Source organism: Streptomyces sp. NPDC005496 (assembly GCF_042872045.1).
In the GTDB taxonomy this organism is placed as follows: Bacteria; Actinomycetota; Actinomycetes; order Streptomycetales; family Streptomycetaceae; genus Streptomyces.
The window spans coordinates 154,795-174,262 of sequence record NZ_JBIAJQ010000012.1; the positions used below are offsets into that span (position 1 = coordinate 154,795).

19 protein-coding genes are annotated in these 19,468 nt (G+C 67.4%); 10 read left to right on the forward strand and 9 right to left on the reverse strand.

Going from position 1 to position 19,468, the window contains the following annotated elements:
- Positions 1-231: 231 nt before the first annotated feature.
- On the reverse strand, positions 232-1,173 hold the full coding sequence (locus tag ACFYQQ_RS31900; protein WP_356240469.1) for an SDR family NAD(P)-dependent oxidoreductase: 942 nt from the start codon (positions 1,171-1,173) through the stop codon (positions 232-234).
- Between the two features lie 138 nt (positions 1,174-1,311).
- On the opposite strand from ACFYQQ_RS31900, the gene ACFYQQ_RS31905 reads away from it, so the two are divergent.
- Positions 1,312-1,893 (forward strand): helix-turn-helix domain-containing protein, encoded by a 582-nt coding sequence (locus tag ACFYQQ_RS31905; RefSeq protein WP_355785259.1) that lies wholly within the window; start codon positions 1,312-1,314, stop codon positions 1,891-1,893.
- A 42-nt stretch (positions 1,894-1,935) separates the two neighbouring features.
- Here the strand turns inward: ACFYQQ_RS31905 and ACFYQQ_RS31910 are convergent, their stop codons facing one another.
- Positions 1,936-3,021 carry a hypothetical protein gene (locus tag ACFYQQ_RS31910; RefSeq protein WP_355785262.1) on the reverse strand — a complete coding sequence of 362 codons (1,086 nt, stop codon included), beginning with the start codon at positions 3,019-3,021 and terminating at the stop codon, positions 1,936-1,938.
- 449 nt (positions 3,022-3,470) lie between these two features.
- Between ACFYQQ_RS31910 and ACFYQQ_RS31915 the strand changes: the two genes are divergently transcribed.
- The 4 genes from ACFYQQ_RS31915 to ACFYQQ_RS31930 all read left to right on the forward strand — a co-directional run bounded on the left by ACFYQQ_RS31915 (position 3,471) and on the right by ACFYQQ_RS31930 (position 7,426).
- Positions 3,471-4,016, forward strand: a complete 546-nt coding sequence (locus tag ACFYQQ_RS31915; protein WP_355785264.1) for a cupin domain-containing protein — start codon at positions 3,471-3,473, stop codon at positions 4,014-4,016.
- Positions 4,017-4,323: 307 nt separating this feature from the next.
- The gene (locus ACFYQQ_RS31920) at positions 4,324-5,715 is read left to right on the forward strand and encodes an FAD-dependent monooxygenase (RefSeq protein WP_356240466.1); all 1,392 of its coding nucleotides are present in this window, start codon (positions 4,324-4,326) and stop codon (positions 5,713-5,715) included.
- Between the two features lie 258 nt (positions 5,716-5,973).
- Positions 5,974-6,507: a hypothetical protein gene (locus tag ACFYQQ_RS31925; protein ID WP_355785269.1), complete on the forward strand. Its 534-nt coding sequence runs from the start codon at positions 5,974-5,976 to the stop codon at positions 6,505-6,507.
- Between the two features lie 94 nt (positions 6,508-6,601).
- Complete coding sequence (locus tag ACFYQQ_RS31930; protein WP_355785271.1) at positions 6,602-7,426, forward strand: alpha/beta hydrolase; 825 nt, start codon at positions 6,602-6,604, stop codon at positions 7,424-7,426.
- A gap of 18 nt (positions 7,427-7,444) precedes the next feature.
- On the opposite strand, the gene ACFYQQ_RS31935 is transcribed toward ACFYQQ_RS31930, so the two are convergent.
- The 4 genes from ACFYQQ_RS31935 to ACFYQQ_RS31950 form a co-directional block, all read right to left on the reverse strand.
- A complete protein-coding gene (locus tag ACFYQQ_RS31935; RefSeq protein WP_388906113.1) occupies positions 7,445-8,098 on the reverse strand; it encodes a class F sortase in 654 nt (217 codons plus the stop codon).
- Positions 8,056-8,829 carry a DUF4142 domain-containing protein gene (locus tag ACFYQQ_RS31940; RefSeq protein ID WP_388906116.1) on the reverse strand — a complete coding sequence of 258 codons (774 nt, stop codon included), beginning with the start codon at positions 8,827-8,829 and terminating at the stop codon, positions 8,056-8,058. The genes ACFYQQ_RS31935 and ACFYQQ_RS31940 overlap by 43 nt, the downstream gene beginning before the upstream one ends.
- A gap of 284 nt (positions 8,830-9,113) precedes the next feature.
- The gene (locus ACFYQQ_RS31945; RefSeq protein ID WP_355794050.1) at positions 9,114-9,470 is read right to left on the reverse strand and encodes a metalloregulator ArsR/SmtB family transcription factor; all 357 of its coding nucleotides are present in this window, start codon (positions 9,468-9,470) and stop codon (positions 9,114-9,116) included.
- A 149-nt stretch (positions 9,471-9,619) separates the two neighbouring features.
- A complete protein-coding gene (locus ACFYQQ_RS31950) occupies positions 9,620-9,994 on the reverse strand; it encodes a hypothetical protein (protein WP_355794051.1) in 375 nt (124 codons plus the stop codon).
- Positions 9,995-10,589: 595 nt separating this feature from the next.
- On the opposite strand from ACFYQQ_RS31950, the gene ACFYQQ_RS31955 reads away from it, so the two are divergent.
- From ACFYQQ_RS31955 to ACFYQQ_RS31965, 3 genes are all read left to right on the forward strand, one after another.
- The gene (locus tag ACFYQQ_RS31955) at positions 10,590-11,684 is read left to right on the forward strand and encodes an AfsR/SARP family transcriptional regulator (RefSeq protein ID WP_356240856.1); all 1,095 of its coding nucleotides are present in this window, start codon (positions 10,590-10,592) and stop codon (positions 11,682-11,684) included.
- Between the two features lie 60 nt (positions 11,685-11,744).
- Entirely contained in the window at positions 11,745-12,956 is a 1,212-nt protein-coding gene (locus ACFYQQ_RS31960) for an acyl carrier protein (protein WP_356240457.1), read from the forward strand.
- Between the two features lie 150 nt (positions 12,957-13,106).
- On the forward strand, positions 13,107-13,886 hold the full coding sequence (locus ACFYQQ_RS31965) for a 4'-phosphopantetheinyl transferase superfamily protein (protein WP_355789373.1): 780 nt from the start codon (positions 13,107-13,109) through the stop codon (positions 13,884-13,886).
- A 136-nt stretch (positions 13,887-14,022) separates the two neighbouring features.
- Here the strand turns inward: ACFYQQ_RS31965 and ACFYQQ_RS31970 are convergent, their stop codons facing one another.
- Positions 14,023-15,483 carry a VWA domain-containing protein gene (locus ACFYQQ_RS31970; protein WP_355789376.1) on the reverse strand — a complete coding sequence of 487 codons (1,461 nt, stop codon included), beginning with the start codon at positions 15,481-15,483 and terminating at the stop codon, positions 14,023-14,025.
- Between the two features lie 299 nt (positions 15,484-15,782).
- On the opposite strand from ACFYQQ_RS31970, the gene ACFYQQ_RS31975 reads away from it, so the two are divergent.
- Together ACFYQQ_RS31975 and ACFYQQ_RS31980 are read left to right on the forward strand one after the other, a co-directional pair.
- Positions 15,783-16,529, forward strand: a complete 747-nt coding sequence (locus ACFYQQ_RS31975; protein WP_356240453.1) for a phosphotransferase — start codon at positions 15,783-15,785, stop codon at positions 16,527-16,529.
- Positions 16,530-16,896: 367 nt separating this feature from the next.
- Complete coding sequence (locus ACFYQQ_RS31980; protein WP_356240451.1) at positions 16,897-17,718, forward strand: AfsR/SARP family transcriptional regulator; 822 nt, start codon at positions 16,897-16,899, stop codon at positions 17,716-17,718.
- A gap of 418 nt (positions 17,719-18,136) precedes the next feature.
- On the opposite strand, the gene ACFYQQ_RS31985 is transcribed toward ACFYQQ_RS31980, so the two are convergent.
- Positions 18,137-18,574, reverse strand: a complete 438-nt coding sequence (locus tag ACFYQQ_RS31985; RefSeq protein ID WP_355787267.1) for a VOC family protein — start codon at positions 18,572-18,574, stop codon at positions 18,137-18,139.
- Between the two features lie 452 nt (positions 18,575-19,026).
- Positions 19,027-19,275 carry a phosphopantetheine-binding protein gene (locus ACFYQQ_RS31990; RefSeq protein WP_355787270.1) on the reverse strand — a complete coding sequence of 83 codons (249 nt, stop codon included), beginning with the start codon at positions 19,273-19,275 and terminating at the stop codon, positions 19,027-19,029.
- Positions 19,276-19,468: the final 193 nt, after the last annotated feature.

Here is a 19,468-nt window from a genome sequence, read left to right on the forward strand (position 1 = left end):
GAACGGGGCCTGCGGGGACCTGTCCGCCCGACGGTGGTTCACGTCGAGGGAGGTAAGGCAGGGCCGGGAGCAGAGCGCGCATCGTGTCCGGCTGCGCGCTGCTCGGCCGGAGTCTTGCCGGTGAGATGCGGACTGAGGGGGACGGACTGAGGAGGCGGACTGAGGGGGCGGACTAAGCGGGTGGGTCTTCGTACCGGCTCGACGTCCGCCGTCGACTGTTGTGCCGGGGGCTCACCAGCCTCCGGTCGTGAGCTGCACCGACAGGTCCCAGAGCCTGCGCGCATTGTCGGGGTCGAGAGCGTAGGCGGCGACGCCTCGGCGCACGCCCGGGGTGTACGGGCCGGCTTCCTGGCAGTCCTCGAAGTACTTGCCGGATACCCCGTCGACCAACGGGGACGATGCCAGCAGTACGGAGGTGGCGGCGCCCTGGGCGATGGTCTTTTCAGAGACCCCGGACGCTCCGGACGGGTCGAAGGAAGCGGGAGGTGCGTCCATGTGCCGGCTCAGTCCGGTTTCCCAAATGCGCCCAGGATTCAGTGCGTTGACGGCGATGCCGTCCGCCGCCCAGCGCCTGGCCGCCTCCACGGCGAAGAGGATGTTCGCCGTCTTGGACTGGGCGTATGCCAGCCACGGATCGTAGGGTTCCGCGATGAAGTCGGGGTCGTCGAAGCGGACGGGGCCGTTGACATGGCCGACCGAGCTGACGACGACCACGCGTGCGTCCCCTGCTGCGGCCAAGGCGTCGTGGAGGAGGACGGTGAGGGCGAAATGCCCCAAGTGGTTGGTGGCGAACTGCAGTTCCCGACCCGCGGGGGTGCGTCGCTCGGGCGTGGCCATGATCCCGGCGTTGTCGACCAGGATGTGCAGCGGTCCGGTCCAGGACGCGGCGAAGGTGGTGACGGTCGTCGGATCGGCGAGGTCCAGGTGGCCGGGACGCGTCCGGGGGTTGCCGGTCTCGGTGGCGATCTCCTGTGCGACCGTCGCGGCGGCCTGCGGGGTCCGTCCTGTGACGGTGACCTCGGCGCCCGCTGCTGCCAGGGCGCGGGCTGTCTCCCGGCCCAGACCTCCGGTGGCGCCGGTGACGACAGCTCGGCGACCGGAAAGGTCGACACCGGCGATGACGTCGGAGGCCGTGGAGTGCGCGTCGAAAGGTGTGGTGACGCTTGGTGGCATGGCCGTGTTCCTTAGATCGGTTCCTGCTGGCGTGGCTGGGCGAATACGGGAAGGTCGCCTACGATGACAGGTAAGCGGATTCGGGTCCGCTTACTCGTCCACCATAAGCGGAGCCGGGTCCGCTTGCAAGGGGGAAGCATGCCGCGCTCGCTTCGGGCGGACGCCCAGGCCAACCACGACCGTCTGCTGGAAGCGGCCGCCCGCGCCTTCGCGCAGGAGGGGGCCGACGCCTCGCTGAAGGCGATCGCCGCGGAGGCCGGGGTCGGGATCGGCACGCTCTATCGCCGCTTCCCCGCTCGGGAAGACCTCATCGAGGCCACCTACCGCGACCAGACGGACCGGCTGTGCGCTTCGGTCCGCGAGCTGCTCGCCGACCGTGCGCCGGTCGCCGCTCTGCGCGAGTGGTCAGAGGCCTTCGTGGACTACATGCTCACCAAGCGTGGCATGGCTGACGCTCTTCCCGCGATCCTTGCCTCTCGTGAAGGGCTGCGCCGACACAGCCGTGACGCCCTCGGCACCGCGGTGGCGACCCTGCTCGAGGCCGGGATCGCCACCGGACAGGTACGCGAGGACGCGGCGCCGAACGACGTACTCATGGCGCTCGGCGGAATCACCCTCATCACTGGGCACGAGCGCCAGCGCGACCTTGCCTCCCGGCTCATCGGGCTGCTCCTGGACGGTCTCGCCGCCGGTGACGGGACGGAATCGGCCCCGGCGTAGTCGCAGCGGTGACTCAGGGAGGATGCCGTTCGGCATGTGCGATCAGTTGAGCAGCGCGAGCATCCGGTCGACGGCCTGCTGCGCTCGGTGCCCGGTACGGCGTCCCAGTCCGCACGCGGTGGCGATGTCCACCTGGCGGTCGACGGCCGACTCGACCATGCCGCGCACCATCAGCTGCTGCTCCGGCGACTGGTTCTCGTGGGCGATGCCGGCGATCAGGGTGACCGGGGGAGGCAGACTTCTCAGGCGGCGCAGGGGAGCGTAGAAGGCCGGGTCGGTGGACGGGGGATGCTCTCCACCGCACAGGGGCAGGTGAACGAACTCCAGCGTGGGGCCCGTCGGCCACCGCCGGGCAAGCGCCACGGTGAGCCGTACCGGCGGGTCGGCGCTCTTCAACCGCACTCGTGCCTCGTGTCCCATGTCGCCGAGGCACAGGTGCAGACCCAACCTGCTCCCGTCTTCCGCACGGCGTATCTGTCTCAACAGCAGGCGGCCCAAGATCCGCGCGACGGCGGCGCGCAGGGGCGCGGGCGCGGAGGCGACGGCGATGAGGGCGGCGGGTGTCTCCACTTGCAGCACCACCCTGTCGCCTGCCAGGGAGACGACACGGTCCACTTCGGTGCACACCGCGTCCAGAAAAGCGGCGGAATGACGCAGGGCTCCCGCCGGACCCAGGATGAAGAGGGCTAGGTCGAGGTAACTGGGCACCCCGATCTGCAACGGCCGTTCACGCGTGGCCGGGGTGCCGGCGTCCTCCAGGATCGCGAGTTCTTCCTCCGCCCACTCGGCCAGACGCAACGGTATGTCCTCTCGCGTGAGACGCGCCCCGCGTCGGACGGCCAACCGGTCCACGTCGTCATAGGCGGTCCACTCGCCCTCACGAAGCGTGCGAATCTTCGGGTTGTTCTTGAGGTCTTTGACCAGCGGCACGAACCAGGACAGCCGCGGGCCCGTCTCTCCGCCGCTCAAACGCCGTATCCGCGGCCCCAGTTCGCCGACCTGCCACGCGAACGCCTCGGCCGCCGTGCCGAACTGGGGCATCGTCCCCACGAAGTGCAGGCGGCGGCCGCTGGTGCGCTTCTGCCTCCCGACGCCGCAGGGCGACGGTGAGGAACCACTCGATCTCATTTCGTGACGCTCCATCAATGGCGGTGCAGAAAAGGCGTGTGCAACGTTCACTATGTATCTGTCTACTTGCGTGCGCAACTAAAGGTGTCACGAAAAGCAGTGAGTGACACCGGCCTGTGCGGCGTTGTGCCACCCGGGTGATGGCGAGGCTGCCCGTCGCCGCACGATCAACCGGTGGGCCCTGTCTGTTGCGTATGCGATGACCGTCCACGCGGCCAGGTGCGGTAGGTGACACGGAGCCGCCCGAACGCGCCGAAGGTGCGATCAGGCGTGCCGTGTCGAGCGACGAACCCACTGTGTGGGCAGGTGGAGTGCGCCGCAGCCCACCTGACCACTCTGGCTAACTGAAGCCGCTACTACTGTCATTCTTTCCTTGACTACTCAACTACTTGATCTCTACTGTCGGGGATGCCGACCCAGTGGGCGGCCTTCCCGACTTAGGAGACGTCTTGAGCATCGTCACGCCCAATCATGCTGAGTCCGAAGGGCAGGAGAAGCCCGAGTACATGAAGAGGAAGGGCATCTTCGTTCCGCCCGGCGAAGGCGACACCAGGTGGATCGTGGGGGACACCTACACCCTCAAGGTGGGTGGACCGGAGACCGATGGTGCGCTTACGTTCGTGGAGGCGACCGTTCCCGCCGGTGCCGGCGCTTTTCCGCACGTACACGGCAAGCATCAGGAAGCGTTCTATCTGATCTCCGGCGAACTGGAGTTCGTGAACGGTGACGACACCATCACCGCGGGGCCGGGCTCCTTCTACTACGTTCCCAGCAACACTCGGCACGGGTTCTTCAACCGAGGCCTGCACGCAGCAAAGATGATCTTCATGTTCCTGCCCGGTGGCTTCGAAGAGATGCTCTTCGACGGCGCTCCGCGTGCCGAGCGCGGACAGCCCGCCCCGCACATGATGGACAACCTTCCCACCCTCAACCCGGAGTTGATGGAGCGCTTCGGCATCTTCATTCCCCCGTCGGACCTGCCTTCCGGGGACTGACCTCGTCCGCTCGGACGCCATCGGCTTCGGCGGTGCAGCAGTAGGGGGCTGGGATGGGTTCCGGTCCGGTGACTCATCTCGGCCGCCTGCATGGATGCCGACCGTGTGCTCGCTCAGACGGGGAGGTGGCTCCTGACTGGCCAACGCACTCGAATGCCGGAAGCCGACATTACAACGCGAGTTGACATTCGATGAATTCGTTTGACTCGCACTGCCGTCCAGACGCAACGCTTTCATCGACGGGCCACACCAACCGAGAGCGGAGGCACGAACCGTGATCCGCTCGACACCAGGCATAGGAGTTTTCGTGACTGAGGCGCCCACCGCGGCTTTCGCCAGACTCGTCCGGCGTGATCCCCCGCGGCGCACGCCCGTCCTGTTCGACACGGTCTGCGTGCTGGGCGGAAGCATTGCCGGCCTGCTGGCGGCCAGGGTGCTTGCCGACCACTCCCGTGAGCTGGTGATCGTCGAGCGAGATCACCTGGAGCCGGCTGTGAGCCCGCGGCCGGGGACGCCCCAGGACCGTCAGGTGCACGGGTTGCTACCGGGAGGGCTGGCGCAACTCGAGCGCTGGATCCCCGGCATCACTCAGGACATCCGCAGCCTGGGAGGAGTCGTCCTCACCTCGCAAGAGGTCGACATGTACGTCGACGGTGTGGAACAACTGCAGAGCGGCGACACCAGCCTCCTTCAGTGCAGCCGCCCCCTTCTCGAGTCGGCGCTGCGCCGTCGCGTCCTGGCTCTGCCCAACGTGTCCGCTCTGTCGGCGCAGGCCACGGGCCTCACGTACCGGGACGACGCCGTGAGCGCCGTCCGCTACGTGACTGAAGGTGCGGAGCGCGAGATGGCCGTGGACTTCGTAGTAGATGCGATGGGCCGGGCGAGCAAGCTCTCGGACTGGCTCGAGCAGGGCGGTTACACCCGGCCGACGCTCCACCGCATGCAGACCGGCGTCCACTACGCCACCGCCATGTTCGACAGGTCCGGTACCGATCTGGACCTGCGATTCACGGGCGCGCGGTTCCCCATGCTGCCAGGACCGGGTGGTCTGTCCGTGGGGCTGATCACGCCTATCGAGGACGACCAGTGGATGATCGGGCTGACCGTGTACGGAGACAGTCAGCCGCCAAGGACTCTCGAGGAGTTCCGCTCCTTGTGCGACAAGCTCCCGGAGCCGTTCGGCAAAGCGGCGAGTGGGACTGTCACCCGGGAGGTCTTGACCTTCCGGCAAGCGGACAGCCGACGCCGTGACTTCACGGGTCTGACACGCTTCCCCGCCCGCGTGGTCAGTGTCGGCGACGCCGCCATATCCCTCAACGCGACATACGCCCAGGGGATGTCCTCGGCCGCACTGCACGCGTCCTGCCTGTCCGAGTACCTCGGCGGCGAGCCCGACCTGGCGGCGCCCGCAGAAACGTACTTCTCCCTGCAGAAGACGGCGATGGACGCGGTATGGGCGGTGTCCGCGGGCGCTGACGCCGCCCGCACGGAAATCCTGCAGGGGATCGAGGTGCCGGACGAGGTTCAGCGCCAGCGATGGAAGATGGGCCAACTCGCCCTGGCTTCGGCCACGGACGAGACGGTAGCGGAGGCACTCAAGGCGGTCGGGTACATGTTTGCCCATCCGGACACGCTGACCGACCCGGCCCTGATCGAACGGGCGGTTGCCGTGAATCGACGAGTCACCGCCGGCGGCTGAGCGGCCGAAAGATCCGGCTCAGCCGGGAGGCCGGGCCGATGGCACCCCACCGGTTGGTGAGGGTGCCGTCGTGTCGTGGCGTTCAGAGCTGCGTGCGGTCGTACTGCGTGCACGCGAACCGTCGGTGTACTCACCAATAGCTGAGTATGCGAGCAGTGTTGAGCGCTGGTGCCCGCCTGCTGGGATGTGGCTATGACGACACCCTCGAACATTGCTCCGGTCTCCGAGGATCCAGCTTCACGGACTTGGTACCGCGGGGTGGCCTTGGCCATCGGCGGAGCGGCGATCGTGCTTCTCCTTGTGGGACTTGCCGGCTACTACGATTCACTGGCTGGTGGTCAGGTCATGTCCGAGACGGCGTTTCGCGAGCGTATGGCCCAGACCGAGGAAGCCGGTGAAGAGGCCGTCTGGACGGTGGGCAGTGAGCCGGACGCGGTCATCGACCAGAAGGACATGGCCGACCCTTCGTGTGTGGATGACTTCGGATTCGACTCGAACGGAGTGACCCGGGACCAGCCGACCGTCACTTGGGCCCCCGACTTCGCGGATCGCGGTGCGTACACCGCGGCCGTCGACGTCCTTCGCAAGAGTTGGTCTGCGGAAGGCCTGTCCGTGGAAAGCATTCCGGCTCCGGCGAAGGGCGAACCGGGGGGCGGCTTGCCTGGGATCCGCGTCACGAATGAGGACGGCATCGAACTGTCTCTCAGGCCCGACTGGTATTCCGGCGAAGCGGTCCTTACGGCTGACGGCGGGTGTGTGCGGCATGAGGGGTACTCGGTCGACTGGGAGTAGAAGTATGACGTCGGCGAGAGCGGACGTCGGGGTTGAAACTCGACGAACTCGCCCGGGGCAGAGCCTCGTCCGAACGCTCTGCGATGATCGCGGCATGAGGCAGAACACCCGTGAGCAGGAGCTTGCGCAGGGCTCGGACATCCATTGGGTCCCCGTCTCTGGTGGCGGCCGGTTGTGGGCGGAACGCTGCGGGGAGGGCAGTCCGGTGGTGCTTCTGCACGGCGCCGGTATGGACGCGCGCTTGTGGGATCTCGTCGTTCCCGAGTTGGCGCGACACCACGACGTTGTTCGCTTCGATGCCCGTGGCCTGGGCCTGTCCACGCCACCGGAGGATGTGTTCGACGACGTGGAAGACCTCCTCGCCGTCCTGGACTACTTCGACCTGGATCAAGCCGCGTTGGCCGGCCTGAGTATGGGCGGGGAGACGTCGTTGGACTTCACTCTCGCGCATCCCGAGCGGGTCAGCTCCCTGGTCCTGGTCGCGGCCTCGGCAAGCGGCCATACCTGGCCACAAGATCCATCGCTCGCTGCGTACGCCGCAGCCCGCCGTGACCAGGATGCGGCTGGGCTCGCCGAACTGGAACTGTCCATCTGGGCGCCCCTCGGAGGAACCGCGCCGGGCGGAGATCTGATCAAGTCGATGATCGAGGACAACGCCCGGCAACGCCTTGTGAGCGAGCGGCACTTCGCGGATCTGGGTCGCAACGCCGTCAACGACCTGAAGCAGATCGCCGTGCCGACGCTCGTCATCGCCGGCGACTGCGACCATCCCGGGATTGCCGTACTGGCCGACCGGCTCGTGGACGGCATTCCCGATGCCGTCGGTGAACGAATACCGGAAGCCGACCACTACCTGCCGCTGCGCGCACCCGAACGCTTCGCCGAACTCCTGCTCGCACATCTGGTACGACGCGGGTAACAGACCGTGCGCGTCCCTTCAATCCGGCGCCGGCGTGGCGTACACGACGAGGTTGCTGTCGTAGCCGCCCGCCTCGCGTTCGTAGGTTCCGCCGCAGGTGAGCAACGCGAGTCTGGGCGCGCCTTGCCGGGTGAACAGATCGCGTGGCAGGTTTCGCTGTGGGTACGTGCGGCGGGCAGCGACGATGTACGGATAGGTGTGGCCGTCGGCGGCGGTCACCGTAAGCCTGGCTCCCAGGCGCAGGTCATGGATGGCCGCGAACGCCCCGAGGCCGGCCGGAGTGTCGACGTGCCCGGCGATCAGCATGGTCCCTTGCGAGGCGCCCGCTGGGGAGCCCAACGCCCACCATCCGCCGCGCTGAGCATCCTTGGGGAGGATCACTTCGCCGTCGGCTGAGGCGGCTACTGGGACGACAGTGGCCCGGAAGTCTCCAGGGCCCTGGACTTCACGCGGCGGGGAGGGGATTCGGGCGCCCGCATTCGCGATGTGGGGAGCCGCCGTTGGGGGCACCCTACCCGCATCCCGTGAGAGGAGCGGGCCGGTGAGCAACGTCCATCCGGCGGCCGCGGCCGCAGCGCCAAGGCCGACTGCCGCGGCGACCGTCGCTGGGCCTCGCACGTGATGCGAGATCAACGCTCGCGTGACGCACCACGGCGGCCGCGCATCAGCCACACGGCACCCGCGCCCGCGACGAGTCCGTCGCCAAGTACGACGGCCGTCTTGCTGTTCCGCGAGTCGTCGGCGGCCTGGGCGAACTGCCCGCCGTTGCCGGCCTTGACCATGCCCGCGTCCTTTCCGGCGTGACAGGTGCCTCCCCGGACCATCTCGAGATGCATCGCCACCACTGGCCTTGCTGCTCGGGCAGCGGCCTGCACCTCAGCGTTCTGCCCGGATTTCAGCTCGCTGTCGATCATTGCGAGAGTTGCGGTGTGCGCGGCGTCCTGGGTCTTCAGCCAGGCTGTGTCGTACGCCTGCGTGCCGGCCTTGGCCTGGACTGCTGCGAGCTCCTGCCGCTGCTCCGCGGTCGGCATGCCCGGCAGCGTGATGTCCAGCTTGTGCGCGAGCATGCGCAGATCGGAGTCGAGCTTGCCGTGGTCGCGCACCAGTGTCGCACCGACGGTCTTCACGCACGCAGTCGTCGCGTGCTTCTGGGCGTCCCGCCCGGCGGCTATCTCTGCCAGATTCCCCTGATGGGCCGCCCTGGCGAACGTGTCGTCCTGAGGGCTCCCAGCGCCGGCACTCGCGGGGGCTGCGGCTATACCGCACACCGCGGCGGCTACAACGAGGGGGAACGTCAGCCGAGTACGCGTCACAACGTGCTCCTTTCGCGCCCACCGGCAGACCGGGACGGCGCACACGGGAAGAAGGGGGCTGCTGTAGCACCCAGCACGTATCCGTTCCACGAGACACGCCGGAATGAGCGTGAACCTCTCGCATTCACTCGAATGGCACGGTTCGGTGCATCGTGGAGTCGATCCGTCTCCCAGCAGAACGTCGTCGTGGGGCGGGCAGGAACTGCGTCGAGCGGTCTCAACCGCGAAGAGACTGAGTCCTGGCCTGTCAACGACGTCGCATGCACCGGCACGCAATCGTGCGGCCCGGTCCCGGTGGGTCGTAGTGGAGCGTGGGAGGCTGCGCTGGAGAAGCGCTCAGAGGTGGCGAAACTTGCGCTGCATGGTTACGGATGTCAGGAGAGCGGAGGTGCCGGCACCGGCGACTCCGAGTGTCGTAGCTCAGCGAGCAACTCGTTCTGTCCGGAGATCAGTTCGGTCAGGATCCGCCGCGCCGCGCGGAGCAGTTCGGCGACGTCACCACCGGCCAGCGCATAGCTGACCGTTGAGCCCTCCCGGATCGAGACCACGATCCCTGAACGGCGCAGCACGGCCAACTGCTGGGACAGATTGCTTGGTTCGATCTCAATCTCGGCGAGCAGGTCCCGCACCGCGACGGGCCCACCCTGAAGCAGCTCGAGAACCCTGATGCGCACCGGGTGCCCCAGCATGCGGAAGAACTCGGCCTTGGCTTGATACAGGGGAACCTGCACGCTCGCTCCCTACCGCTCTCGAGGTCCTGCGTCCGTCACGATCCTGGCGACTGCGGGCTCCGCATGCCCCGGTGATGCACGGATGTGGATGTGCCGAGATGAAGAAATCTTCAATTCGTGGGCATGCGAAGCCGTAGCCGCACGGGCAGTTACACCTCTAGGTCCATTTCGATCCGCTTCAGCTGGTGACGGGCCATCGCGAGGTTGGAGCGGTTTCGGTCCAGGACGAGGTAGAGGAACAACCCACTGCCCTGCCGTCCCTGCACCAGTCGAATCAGGTGGTACTGAGTTCCAAGAGTGATCACGATGTCCTCGATCTCGCCCTTGAGTCCCAGGTGCTCCATGGTGCGGACCTTGGCGCGGATCACGTCGGTGTTGCCCGCGGCGGCCACGGCCAGGTCGAGATCCTTGCCGCCGCCCAGTGTGCCGAGCGCCATGCCGCTCGTGTAGTCGACGACTGCCGCGCCAAGTGCCCCCTCCACCATGGTCATTGTCTCTTTGAGGGAGATCTCCACATTCGTCATGACGGTCCTCCTGCGGCTTCTGCCGGCTGCGCGGGACCGGTCTCCTCCGGCCCCGTTCGTGCGTCGAACCGTACGGACGGCATCGCTCGTGCGAGTGACGCCAACCGAACCTGGTGCAAAGAGCTTCGAAACCTATGGATGTCTGGCGCTCTTTGATCACGCCGGAGACCGATGGTGACCGTGTTCGGCGTCAGGGCTCTCTGTGTGGGATGTCCGTGTGGCTGTGACGTCCTGGGAGCCGGGGGTCGTGGCCGCAGTGCACTCTGAGCTGAGGTGTGGCTAGTCGCTGCTTGCTAACTAGACCGTACGGTTTGTTTAGCGCGGATGCGTCTGAAGCGTCTGGCTGGTTTCCTCTCGGTTGCGAGAGCGTGTCCGCCCCGACGGTGGGGTTCGCCGTGGTGGGCAAGGAGGCCCGTTTGGCCTGTAACTAGCCCGACGTGAGGGGGTTTTAGTCGATTGCTAGTGACTCGTGTGGCCGTCAGCGAGAATTGATGGCAGCCCTAAGAAACAGGACGGTCGGTTCTGTATTGACATACCGTTCGTGCTGTTTTTGAATGGTGGAGTGTCAGACGGGCTGGGCGGATTGGGGGACGGCGTGGACATCGGTGTGCTGGGTTCGCTGGATGTACGGGTGAACGGGGTGTCGGTGGCTCCGTCGGCGCCGAAGCCGCGGCAGGTGCTGGCGCTGTTGGCGCTGCACGCGGACCGGGTGGTGCCGGTCGCGTCGTTGATCGAGGAGCTGTGGGCGGGTCATCCGCCACGTAGTGCGCGGACGACACTGCAGACGTATGTCCTGCAGCTGCGCGAGCTGATCGCGGCAGCCCTTGCCACCGGCGCGGCCGACGTGGGCTCCGCTTCAGGTACGGGCACTCCCCCCGGTAGGGGAGATGTCGGCGGCGCGGCGGGTGAAGGTCTCTCGGGCTTCGGAGACGTTGAGGTCGGCACGGCCCGTGCAGCCGATGGGGCGGCGAGTTGTGGAGCCAAGGACGTTCTTGTGACGCTGCCGGGCGGCTACCTGTTGTCGTCGGCTGGCGGGTTCAGCGATGTGCGGGAGTTCGAGCGGCTCGCTGGGTTGGGCTATCGGGCGATGGACGGTGGCGACTTCGCGGGTGCGTCTCGGACGCTCACGTCGGCCCTGGGCCTGTGGTCGGGAACAGCCTTTGCGGATGTCCAGGCAGGTGCGCAGCTGGCGATGGAGGTACGACGGCTGGAGGAGAGCCGGTTGTGCGCCCTGGACCAGCGGATCGAGGCGGATCTACGACTGGGCCGCCACCGTGAGGTGCTGGCCGAGTTGACGGTTCTGACCAGCCGCTATCGCACGCATGAGAACCTGCACGCCCAATTCATGATCGCGCTGCACCGATCGGGTCGGCGTGGTGAGGCGTTGAACGTGTTCCTGCAGCTGCGTGCCACGCTGGGGCGCGAGTTGGGGCTTGAGCCCTCACCCCGGCTGCGTGGCCTGCAGCACACGATCTTGACGGCCACCCCCGAGACCGCCCCCGCCCCCAGAAGCGGCTTCGGCAACGGCTCCAGCGCTGCCGGCGACTCGGGCGTCGGCCGCACCTCCGGTCAGGCAGGCTCCGGCGCCGACATCGGCGCCATCTCCGGGACCGACGGCATCGACGTGGACGGTGTGGAGGTGGAGGGCGGGCGTGCTGTGCGGGGCGCTTCGCTCGCGCCGGTTCGCTGAGGTGGCTGTGCGGGTGAACGGTGCGAGGTCGGATTCCTTGGCGTTCTGGAGGCGCGGAGTATGAGCGGTGAACTGTTTGTGCCGGACGGCGGGGACGTCGTAGGTGAACTGCGGGACGTCCTGGCCGGTGTGGTGGGCGCTGATGCTGAGCGGGTGGATCCCCGTCAGCCGTTTGCCGCTCTGGGTCTGGACTCGCTCCTGGCGGCCGAACTCGTCGCCGCCATCTTTCAGCACTTCGGGGTCCGGATCACGGGTGGGGCCCTGTACGAATACTCTACGCCCGCGCTGCTGGCCGGCCATCTGTCGGCCTTGCGTGGCGCCTCGGTGTCGGCCGTTCGGACTCCCGATGCCTCGCCCCCGGTCCTCGAGGCACTCCGCCTCCAGCTGGCAGGCCGTCTGGGCTGTGATGTGTGGGAGATCGACGCCGACGCCCCATTCGTGGCTCTGGGGATCGATTCCATCCTGGCCGCCGACTTCGTCGCTGGCATCAATGACACCTACGGACTGAGTGAACGCCCCCTCACCCTCCACGAGTATCCGACTCTGGCCACCATGGCCTCGTACATCAGCGCCCACACCAACACGGCCACGGCTACCCCCGACGCGCCCGCGGTGGTCCTCAGTACCGACGACGCCCCTGACGCCGGAAGCACTCGGACCGAGGGGCTGGGCACCGCCGGCGCGTCGGGCGATGTACAAGAGGTCCTGGCCGAGTTGCGGGAGCGCTTGGCGACGGTCCTGCACTGTGAGCCATGGGAGATCGAGGGCGCTGCCTTCCTGTCCGAGTTGGGCATCGGCTCGCAGCTGGCCGACGACTTCGTCGCCGGGGTGAACCGTGCCTACGGCCTGGACGAGAGCCCGGTCACTGCCCACGAGCAACGGAGTCTGGCCGCCATGGCCGCCTACATCGCGGCGGGCACCCGGGGCGTAGTCGTGGACGCGACGCCGAGGCCGACGCCGATGGCCCCGGACTCCGGCGACGCACCCACCTCGGCGGGAGCGATGCCTGAATCGATGGTTCGCGTAAGGCCGGAGGCTCACGCCGTAACAACGCCTCGACGAAGTGGACTTGAAGCGGCGGCCGAAGTGCCGACGGCCGACGTTGCGACGAGCGCATCGCGAGCCGAGCGTGAGTCGACGGCTTCGATCGTGCCGGCCGAGGGGAAGCCTGCCCTGTCGCAGGAAGAGATGCTGGCGCTCTTGGATGCCGTGCGTGGGGAGCGGATCGGTGTCGACGAGGCCGCCGCTCTGTTGGCGGGTCGCTCCTTGTGACTCTGACGGGGACCGCGGGGAATGGCATCTCACCCTGAGGTGTGTGGGGTATCTGGCGATGAATGAGATGGCTTCATGACACGCGTATCGGAAGGGTCTGTGGGTGCCGGCTCAGGGGGTGAGGGCAGCGCGCCCGCGGTGAAGTTGTGGGTGTGCGCCAACGACGCTCTTTCACCTGACGTGGTGGGGGTGTTGGCGGGACATTGGCTGGATTCGGGAGAGCGCGAGGTTGCTGCACGGTTCCTGTTCGAGCGCGATCGACGCCAGTATTTGCTGGCTCATACGTTGGTGCGGCGGGCGTTGGCGCTGGAGGCGGGGCTGGCGGAGGCGGAGCAGGTGATCTGGCGCTCTTCGCGTGGCCGGCCGTTCTTGCAGCCGCTGCCCGAAGGGCTGCCCAGAGGCGGCCATCACCTGGATTTCAACCTCTCTCACGCGGGAGGTTACAGCTTGCTGGGCATCGTGCGGGCGTCGCGTATCGGGGTGGATGTGGAGCACCTGGATCGTGAGCCGCGCGCGTTGGAGACCATTCTGACGACGTTCACGCCGGAGGAGCAGCAGTGGGCGGCGGAGATGCCGACGGGGGAGTCGCGTAGCAGGAGGGTGTTGCGGTTGTGGACGCTGAAGGAGGCGTACACGAAGGCGCGAGGAGTGGGTCTGGGGCTGCCCTTTGACGAGTTCTCCTTCACTCTGGACCAGGAGACCGGGGTCCTCGCGTTCCAGCCTCCTGTCGATGATGCGGCGGGGCGTTGGCGGTTCGTGGAACTGGAGCCGGTGCCCCGTGTGTTGGCCGCGGTGGCCCTGCCCGCAGGTGAGGGCCCGGCCCCGTATCTCGAACTGCACCACGGCTTTCCCTGGGACCGGGCCGCACCACACGTCGTCGCTCTCCCGGCCCCCGCCACGAGCTCGCGCTCCGGTCCCTGCCGCCAGTAGAGGAGCACCGGGCCCTTCGTCCTTCATCCGACCCCAACGGCCCCGCAGATGCCGTCTGGTGGCGACTGCTTGCCGTGGACCGGCCCCCGGGCATTACGGCTCGCCTGGGCGGGACGACAGCAGGCCGTTCATCGCCTCAGATGATGCCCAGCCGCTTCGCCTCGCGCATCCATGACGGGAACTCGGACAGCAGCCGGTCGTAGAGTTCCGCATCCGGTACGTCGCTGATGTCGTCGACGGCGAAGAAGCCCACGTTGTCGACGCGGCGGCCGGGCAGGGTGTCGAACCGCTCCAGTACACCGTAGTTGGAGCGTCCCAGTCCGACGAACTGCCAGAAGATCGGTTCGTCCACCGCTTGGCGCAGTTCGGTCTCGATCTCGTTGTTCCGATAGACGCCGCCGTCGGAGAAGAAGAGCACCAGGGTGGGGGCGGCCGCGGGGTGCTCATGGACGTACGCCCGAACCTCGGCGATCACCTTCTGTTCCTCGTTCTGGATCCCGACCGCGCGCATGTCCACCTGGCCCGGCAGTAGACCCTCACGAGGCTTCTTACGCCGGAACAACGTCAGTTCCCCGACCCGGACATGATGCTCCAGCCACTGCGGTAGATCACCCAGGGCGAGGTCCGGAAGCCGCGCCGGATTCGAGGCGAACGTCCACGCCTGCATCTCTCCGTCGTCGTCGAGCTGCGCGGCCACCGCCGCCATCCGCTCCACGACGTCGGCCACAACTCCCTTCGAGTACAGGAACGACATGGAACCGGAGGCGTCCAGGACCAGGATGACGCGCGCGCTCACTCCTTCGGCGCCATGCTTACGCAGACTGACGGCCACCTGTTCTTTGCGAAGGGAGAGCCGTTTGCGCATGTCCACCGGCAACTGCTCCTCACCCTTGACCAGACGTGGGGTGGGGGAGGAGGTGGGGGCCAGCGGGTTCTGGGGTGGGACGGAAGCAGGCGCTGCTGTCGGCGCGGGCCGGGCCGCGGGGGCGGGCGTGGGTGTCGGCGGGCTGGGCGCAGGCGGGAACGTGGGTGCGGGGGAAACCGACGACGCAGTGGGGCTCGGTTCCTCGTCCACGCTGATCCCGAAGTCGGTGGCCAGGCCCGCGAGTCCGGAGGCGTACCCCTGGCCCACCGCGCGGAACTTCCACTGACCGGCGCGCCGGTACAGCTCTCCTCCGATGAACGCCGTCTCCGTCGTCGCCTCCATCTCGAACAACGCGAGCTGAGCTCCGGTGGCGGTGTCGATCAACCGCAGCCTCAGGCCGGACAATTGGCCGAAGGTGCCTCCGTCCGCGGATGCCCCGAGGACGACCCGGTCGATCTCCGGCTCCAAGGCTTGCAGGTTCACGCCGACGGTGTCCGTCGTCGCGCCGCCTTCCCGTCGCTTCCCCAGATGGCTCACGGCACCGGAGGCATGTCGGGGCTGGTTGTAGAAGACGAAGTCACCGTCGTTTCTCACCCGTCCGTCGGCACGGAGCAGCAAGGCCGAGGCATCGGCATCAGGTGCGCCGGGGGCCGCGAACCAGCCGAGCTCGACCTGCACGGTGCCGGCGGTGACGGGAAGGTTGCCGCCCTTGCTCATCGATGTCGCTGTCATGTGCCCAGTCTGCCCACAGAACCCGGTGCCGGGAGTGTTCGATTCGCAACGACTTGTACACAGCTGCCTAGTCCCGGAGGTCGCGCCGTGCTGCACATGCGTCGGCCACTTCCCAGAAGGTGCCGTGGCAGCTCCACACCAGGGTCGGTCTGGGGGACTTCGCGAAACATGGATGACTCGACCTGGTCAGATGTCGGTGTCCCACACTGCGCGGCCGGACTTCGCGACGCGGTCAGCCACGTAACCGCACGCGAGAAACCCGGCGACGGTGCCGGACGTTCCCGGGATACTGGTCGACCATGGATGAGGTCCAGGTCGTCGTCGCCCATTCCGAGCGTGCGACGCTGCGTGTCGGCGATGTCTTCCTGAAGGTGGACGCCGACCAGGCGCGTATCGACGTAGAGGTCGAGGCCATGTCACTCGCGCCGGTGCCGAGCCCGGAGGTCCTGTGGCGCAAGCCGCCCGTGCTCGCGATCCGCGCGCTCCGGGGGGCGCCCCTCGGGCGGCTCGGCGGCCCGTCGACCGGGTCGCCGGCGGCATGGGCCGCGGCGGGCGCCGCCATCAGGAAGCTGCACGACGCGCCGCTGCCGCCCCGGACCGGTCGGGCCGGCCGGAGCGTTGTCGCGCTGGCGGCGGAGCTCGACAGCGAGTGCGAGTCCCTCGTTAAGGGCGGCGTCCTGCCCGCTGACCTGGTCCTCCGCAACCGCCAGGTGGCCAAGGCCGCGCTCCGACCGTGGACTCCGGCGTTCACGCACGGGGACCTGCAGATCGCGCACCTCTTCGTCGACGGCGACGAGGTGACGGGCATCATCGACTGGTCCGAGGCGGGCCAGGGTGATGCCCTGTACGACCTGGCCACCTTCACGCTGGGGCACGAGGAGCATCTCGGCGATGTCGTCGCCGGGTATGGCACCGAGGTCGACCTCGACGTGATCCACGCGTGGTGGTCGTTGCGCAGCCTGCTGGTGGTTCGCTGGCTGAGCGAGCACGGCTTCGACCCGTTCGCGCGGGGCTGTGAGGTCGACGTGCTGAGATCCCGGATGTGATGTTGCGCGGGTGGGTGTCTGCCACGGACGGCCTGCGGCTCGGGCAGAAGCAGCTTGTGCAGGTGCGGGAGACTGGCCGCGTGATCGGGATGCAGCCTGTTCTGGAGGTCCACTCCGGCGACGCTTTTGACCTGTGGCCGGTCGCGGATCTCGCCGCATCCGGCCGGCGGAACTCGCTGGAGACAGGGGCGGTGGTGCGGTGCATCGCCTGTCTGAGGGCTTGCTGCCTCATGTGGTGTGGAGTGCTGCTGGAGGATGGCTACAGGGTCGTGTTGGGGTTGGGGGTGGAGGGCTAGCGTGCGTGGTGGCGGTGTATTTCGGCCGCGGTGGAGCTGGGGCACGAACTCGACGAGGTGGGGAGGGCGCCATGCTGATTCAGGTTCTGGGTCCGTTGAGTGCCGAGGTCAACGGGGCGTCGATTGTTCCGTCGGCGGGGAAGCCGCGGCAGATTCTGGCGTTGCTGGCGCTGTATCCGGGCAGGGTGATGCCGGTTCCCACGCTGATGGAGGAGTTGTGGGGGTGTGAGCCGCCGGCGAGTGCGCTGACGACGTTGCAGACCTACATTCTGCAGTTGCGGCGGCGGTTGGGGACGGCGATGGGGCCGGGCGCCGGGTCGGGGGCGAAGGATGTTCTGGCCACTCGGCACGGCGGGTATCTGCTGCAGGTCGACAAGAGCTGTGTGGATGTGAACCGCTACGAGGAGTGGATCCGCCAGGGTCAGGCCGCGTTCGATGCGGGCGACAACGAGCTGTCCGCGGCGCGATTCGGTGCGGCGCTGGCGTTGTGGAGCGGTGCGCCGCTGGTGGACGTGAAGCTGGGGTCGGTGCTGGAGATCGAGGTCATGCGCTTGCAGGAGAGCCGGTTGGTGACGGTCGAGCGGCGCATCGACGCGGATCTGCGGCTGGGCCGGCACTCGGAGTTGATCGCCGAGCTGACGGAGCTGACGGCACGTCACCCACACCATGAGGGGCTGCACTCGCAGGCGATGCTGGCGATGTATCGCGCGGGCCGTCAGGCGACCGCGTTGGAGGTCTACCGCAGGCTGCGGATGCGTCTGATCGACGACCTGGGCGTGGAGCCGTCACCGCAGTTGCAGCGCATGCACCACGCGGTACTGGCAGTGGACCCGCAACTCGACGTGCTGGCGGGCCCGCGCCACTCCTCGACGTTTGACCTGTTCGCCGCCTGATCGGAAGCCGGCACCGACGCAGGTCCCCACGACGGTGAGCTGGGCCGCGGCGTTGAGGTTGAAGGGCTGGGTATCTGCTGGTCACGAAGTCGTCATCGGTCAGCGTATTTCGTCGGTAGCGGCCTGGATTTGACTTCGGGGTCCCGGGCTGTGGCGGGCGGCCGGCATCGGCATCAAGTGGTATGGCTGCCAACGATCTCCGCCAACTCACCGGCAGCTTCAGGGGTCAAACGATAGAACCCCTGAAGGCTGACCGAGCGCATGAGACGGCCGTCAACCACGTACTTCAGGCGACGGGTCCTACCTCGGCGGTTGCGCCACGTGAGCCTCACGTGTAAGGCATTCATGCCGGAAATCTGTCGGCAGAACGGACGCACAGCCAATTTTGCAAGCGCGGGCTAACTTGGGGGGCCGGCCCTCAGTTCCTCTTCAGCTCCTCGGCGAGCATCACGAGGATGCCGCTGGGGCCGCGGAGGTACGTGAGCTTGTAGATGTCCTGATAGTTCGCCACACCTCGAAGCGGATGGCACCCGTGCTTGGCGGCTGCCTCAAGCGCTACGTCGATGTCGTCGACCGAGAAGGCGACGCGGTGCATGCCGATCTCGTTGGGAAGCGTGGGCTCCGTCTCGATCGCATCCGGGTGGATGTACTCGAAGAGTTCGAGGCGACCGAGACCGTCCGGGGTCTGGAGCATCGCGATCTTGGCATGGTTGCCGTCCAAGCCGACGGCGGTGTCGGTCCATTCGCCACTCACCGTGTCACGGCCGACGACGGTGAGGCCGAGGTCGGTGAAGAAGGAGATCGTTGCTTCGAGGTCGCGAACGGCGATGCCGACGTTCTCGAGTTTGATGGGCATGCGTTGCATGCTACCGAGCCCGGCCGCACGAGTCGGGAGCTCCGGAGCTCCGGAACACCGTCAGGACACGAGGGCACGCCGGGTCGTCCCTTGGCCATGGCATCGCACCGCGCTCTCCGCGCTGCGTGTCTCTCCCGACGGCGGCACGCTGTTCACCGGCGTGCACGACGGCATGGTGCGGGTGCTGCCACTGGAGTTCCCTTCGCGTCACCGCGCATGCCTGTGCCGAAGCCCACCCGGCGATCAAACGAACCGCGTGGATGCGCTACCTGGCGGAAATTCCTGACGCCGACCGTGTCGGTGAAGTCGCTCTCCGAACGCTCGGAGCCCCGGACGCGCGTTGTGCCCTGGCCGCATGTCGTACTGCCGACGGATGGTGCCCGGCCTGGAGCCACGGGTGCCGAGCCCCAGCAGCGCAGCCTGAACAACCGCGTCCTTCCGGTTCTGGTGCTTCACACCCTCGCTTGCAGACGGGTGAGGGTCTCCCAGAGGGCCCCGGGAGTGGCGAAGGTGTCCAGGGAGAGAGTGTCGTTGACGAAGCGGACGTCGTAGGCGCTTTCGAGAGAGCCGAGGAGTTCGACCGCGCCCAGGGAGTCCAGCCCTGCGGTGGGGAGGTCCGTGTCGGCGTGCAGTGGTTGGGTCGCGCTGAGGAATGGCAGATAGCTGCGCAGGAGTTCCTCGAAAGTCGTGTCCCAGGACATGGCTGGTCTCATCCCTTCGTTCTTGTGCGCGGACTCTAGGTCGGTCTGCTGCGGTTCGCGACGGTCGTGTGCGGCGGGCGAAGTGCCCGAAACCCTGAGGCCTCGGCACTTCGCGCCGGACGGCTGGATGCGGTGGCGTTCGGTCATCCGAAACCCTCGTCGGGCGCTGTGGGGTTCTGTGGTCGTGGCCCGG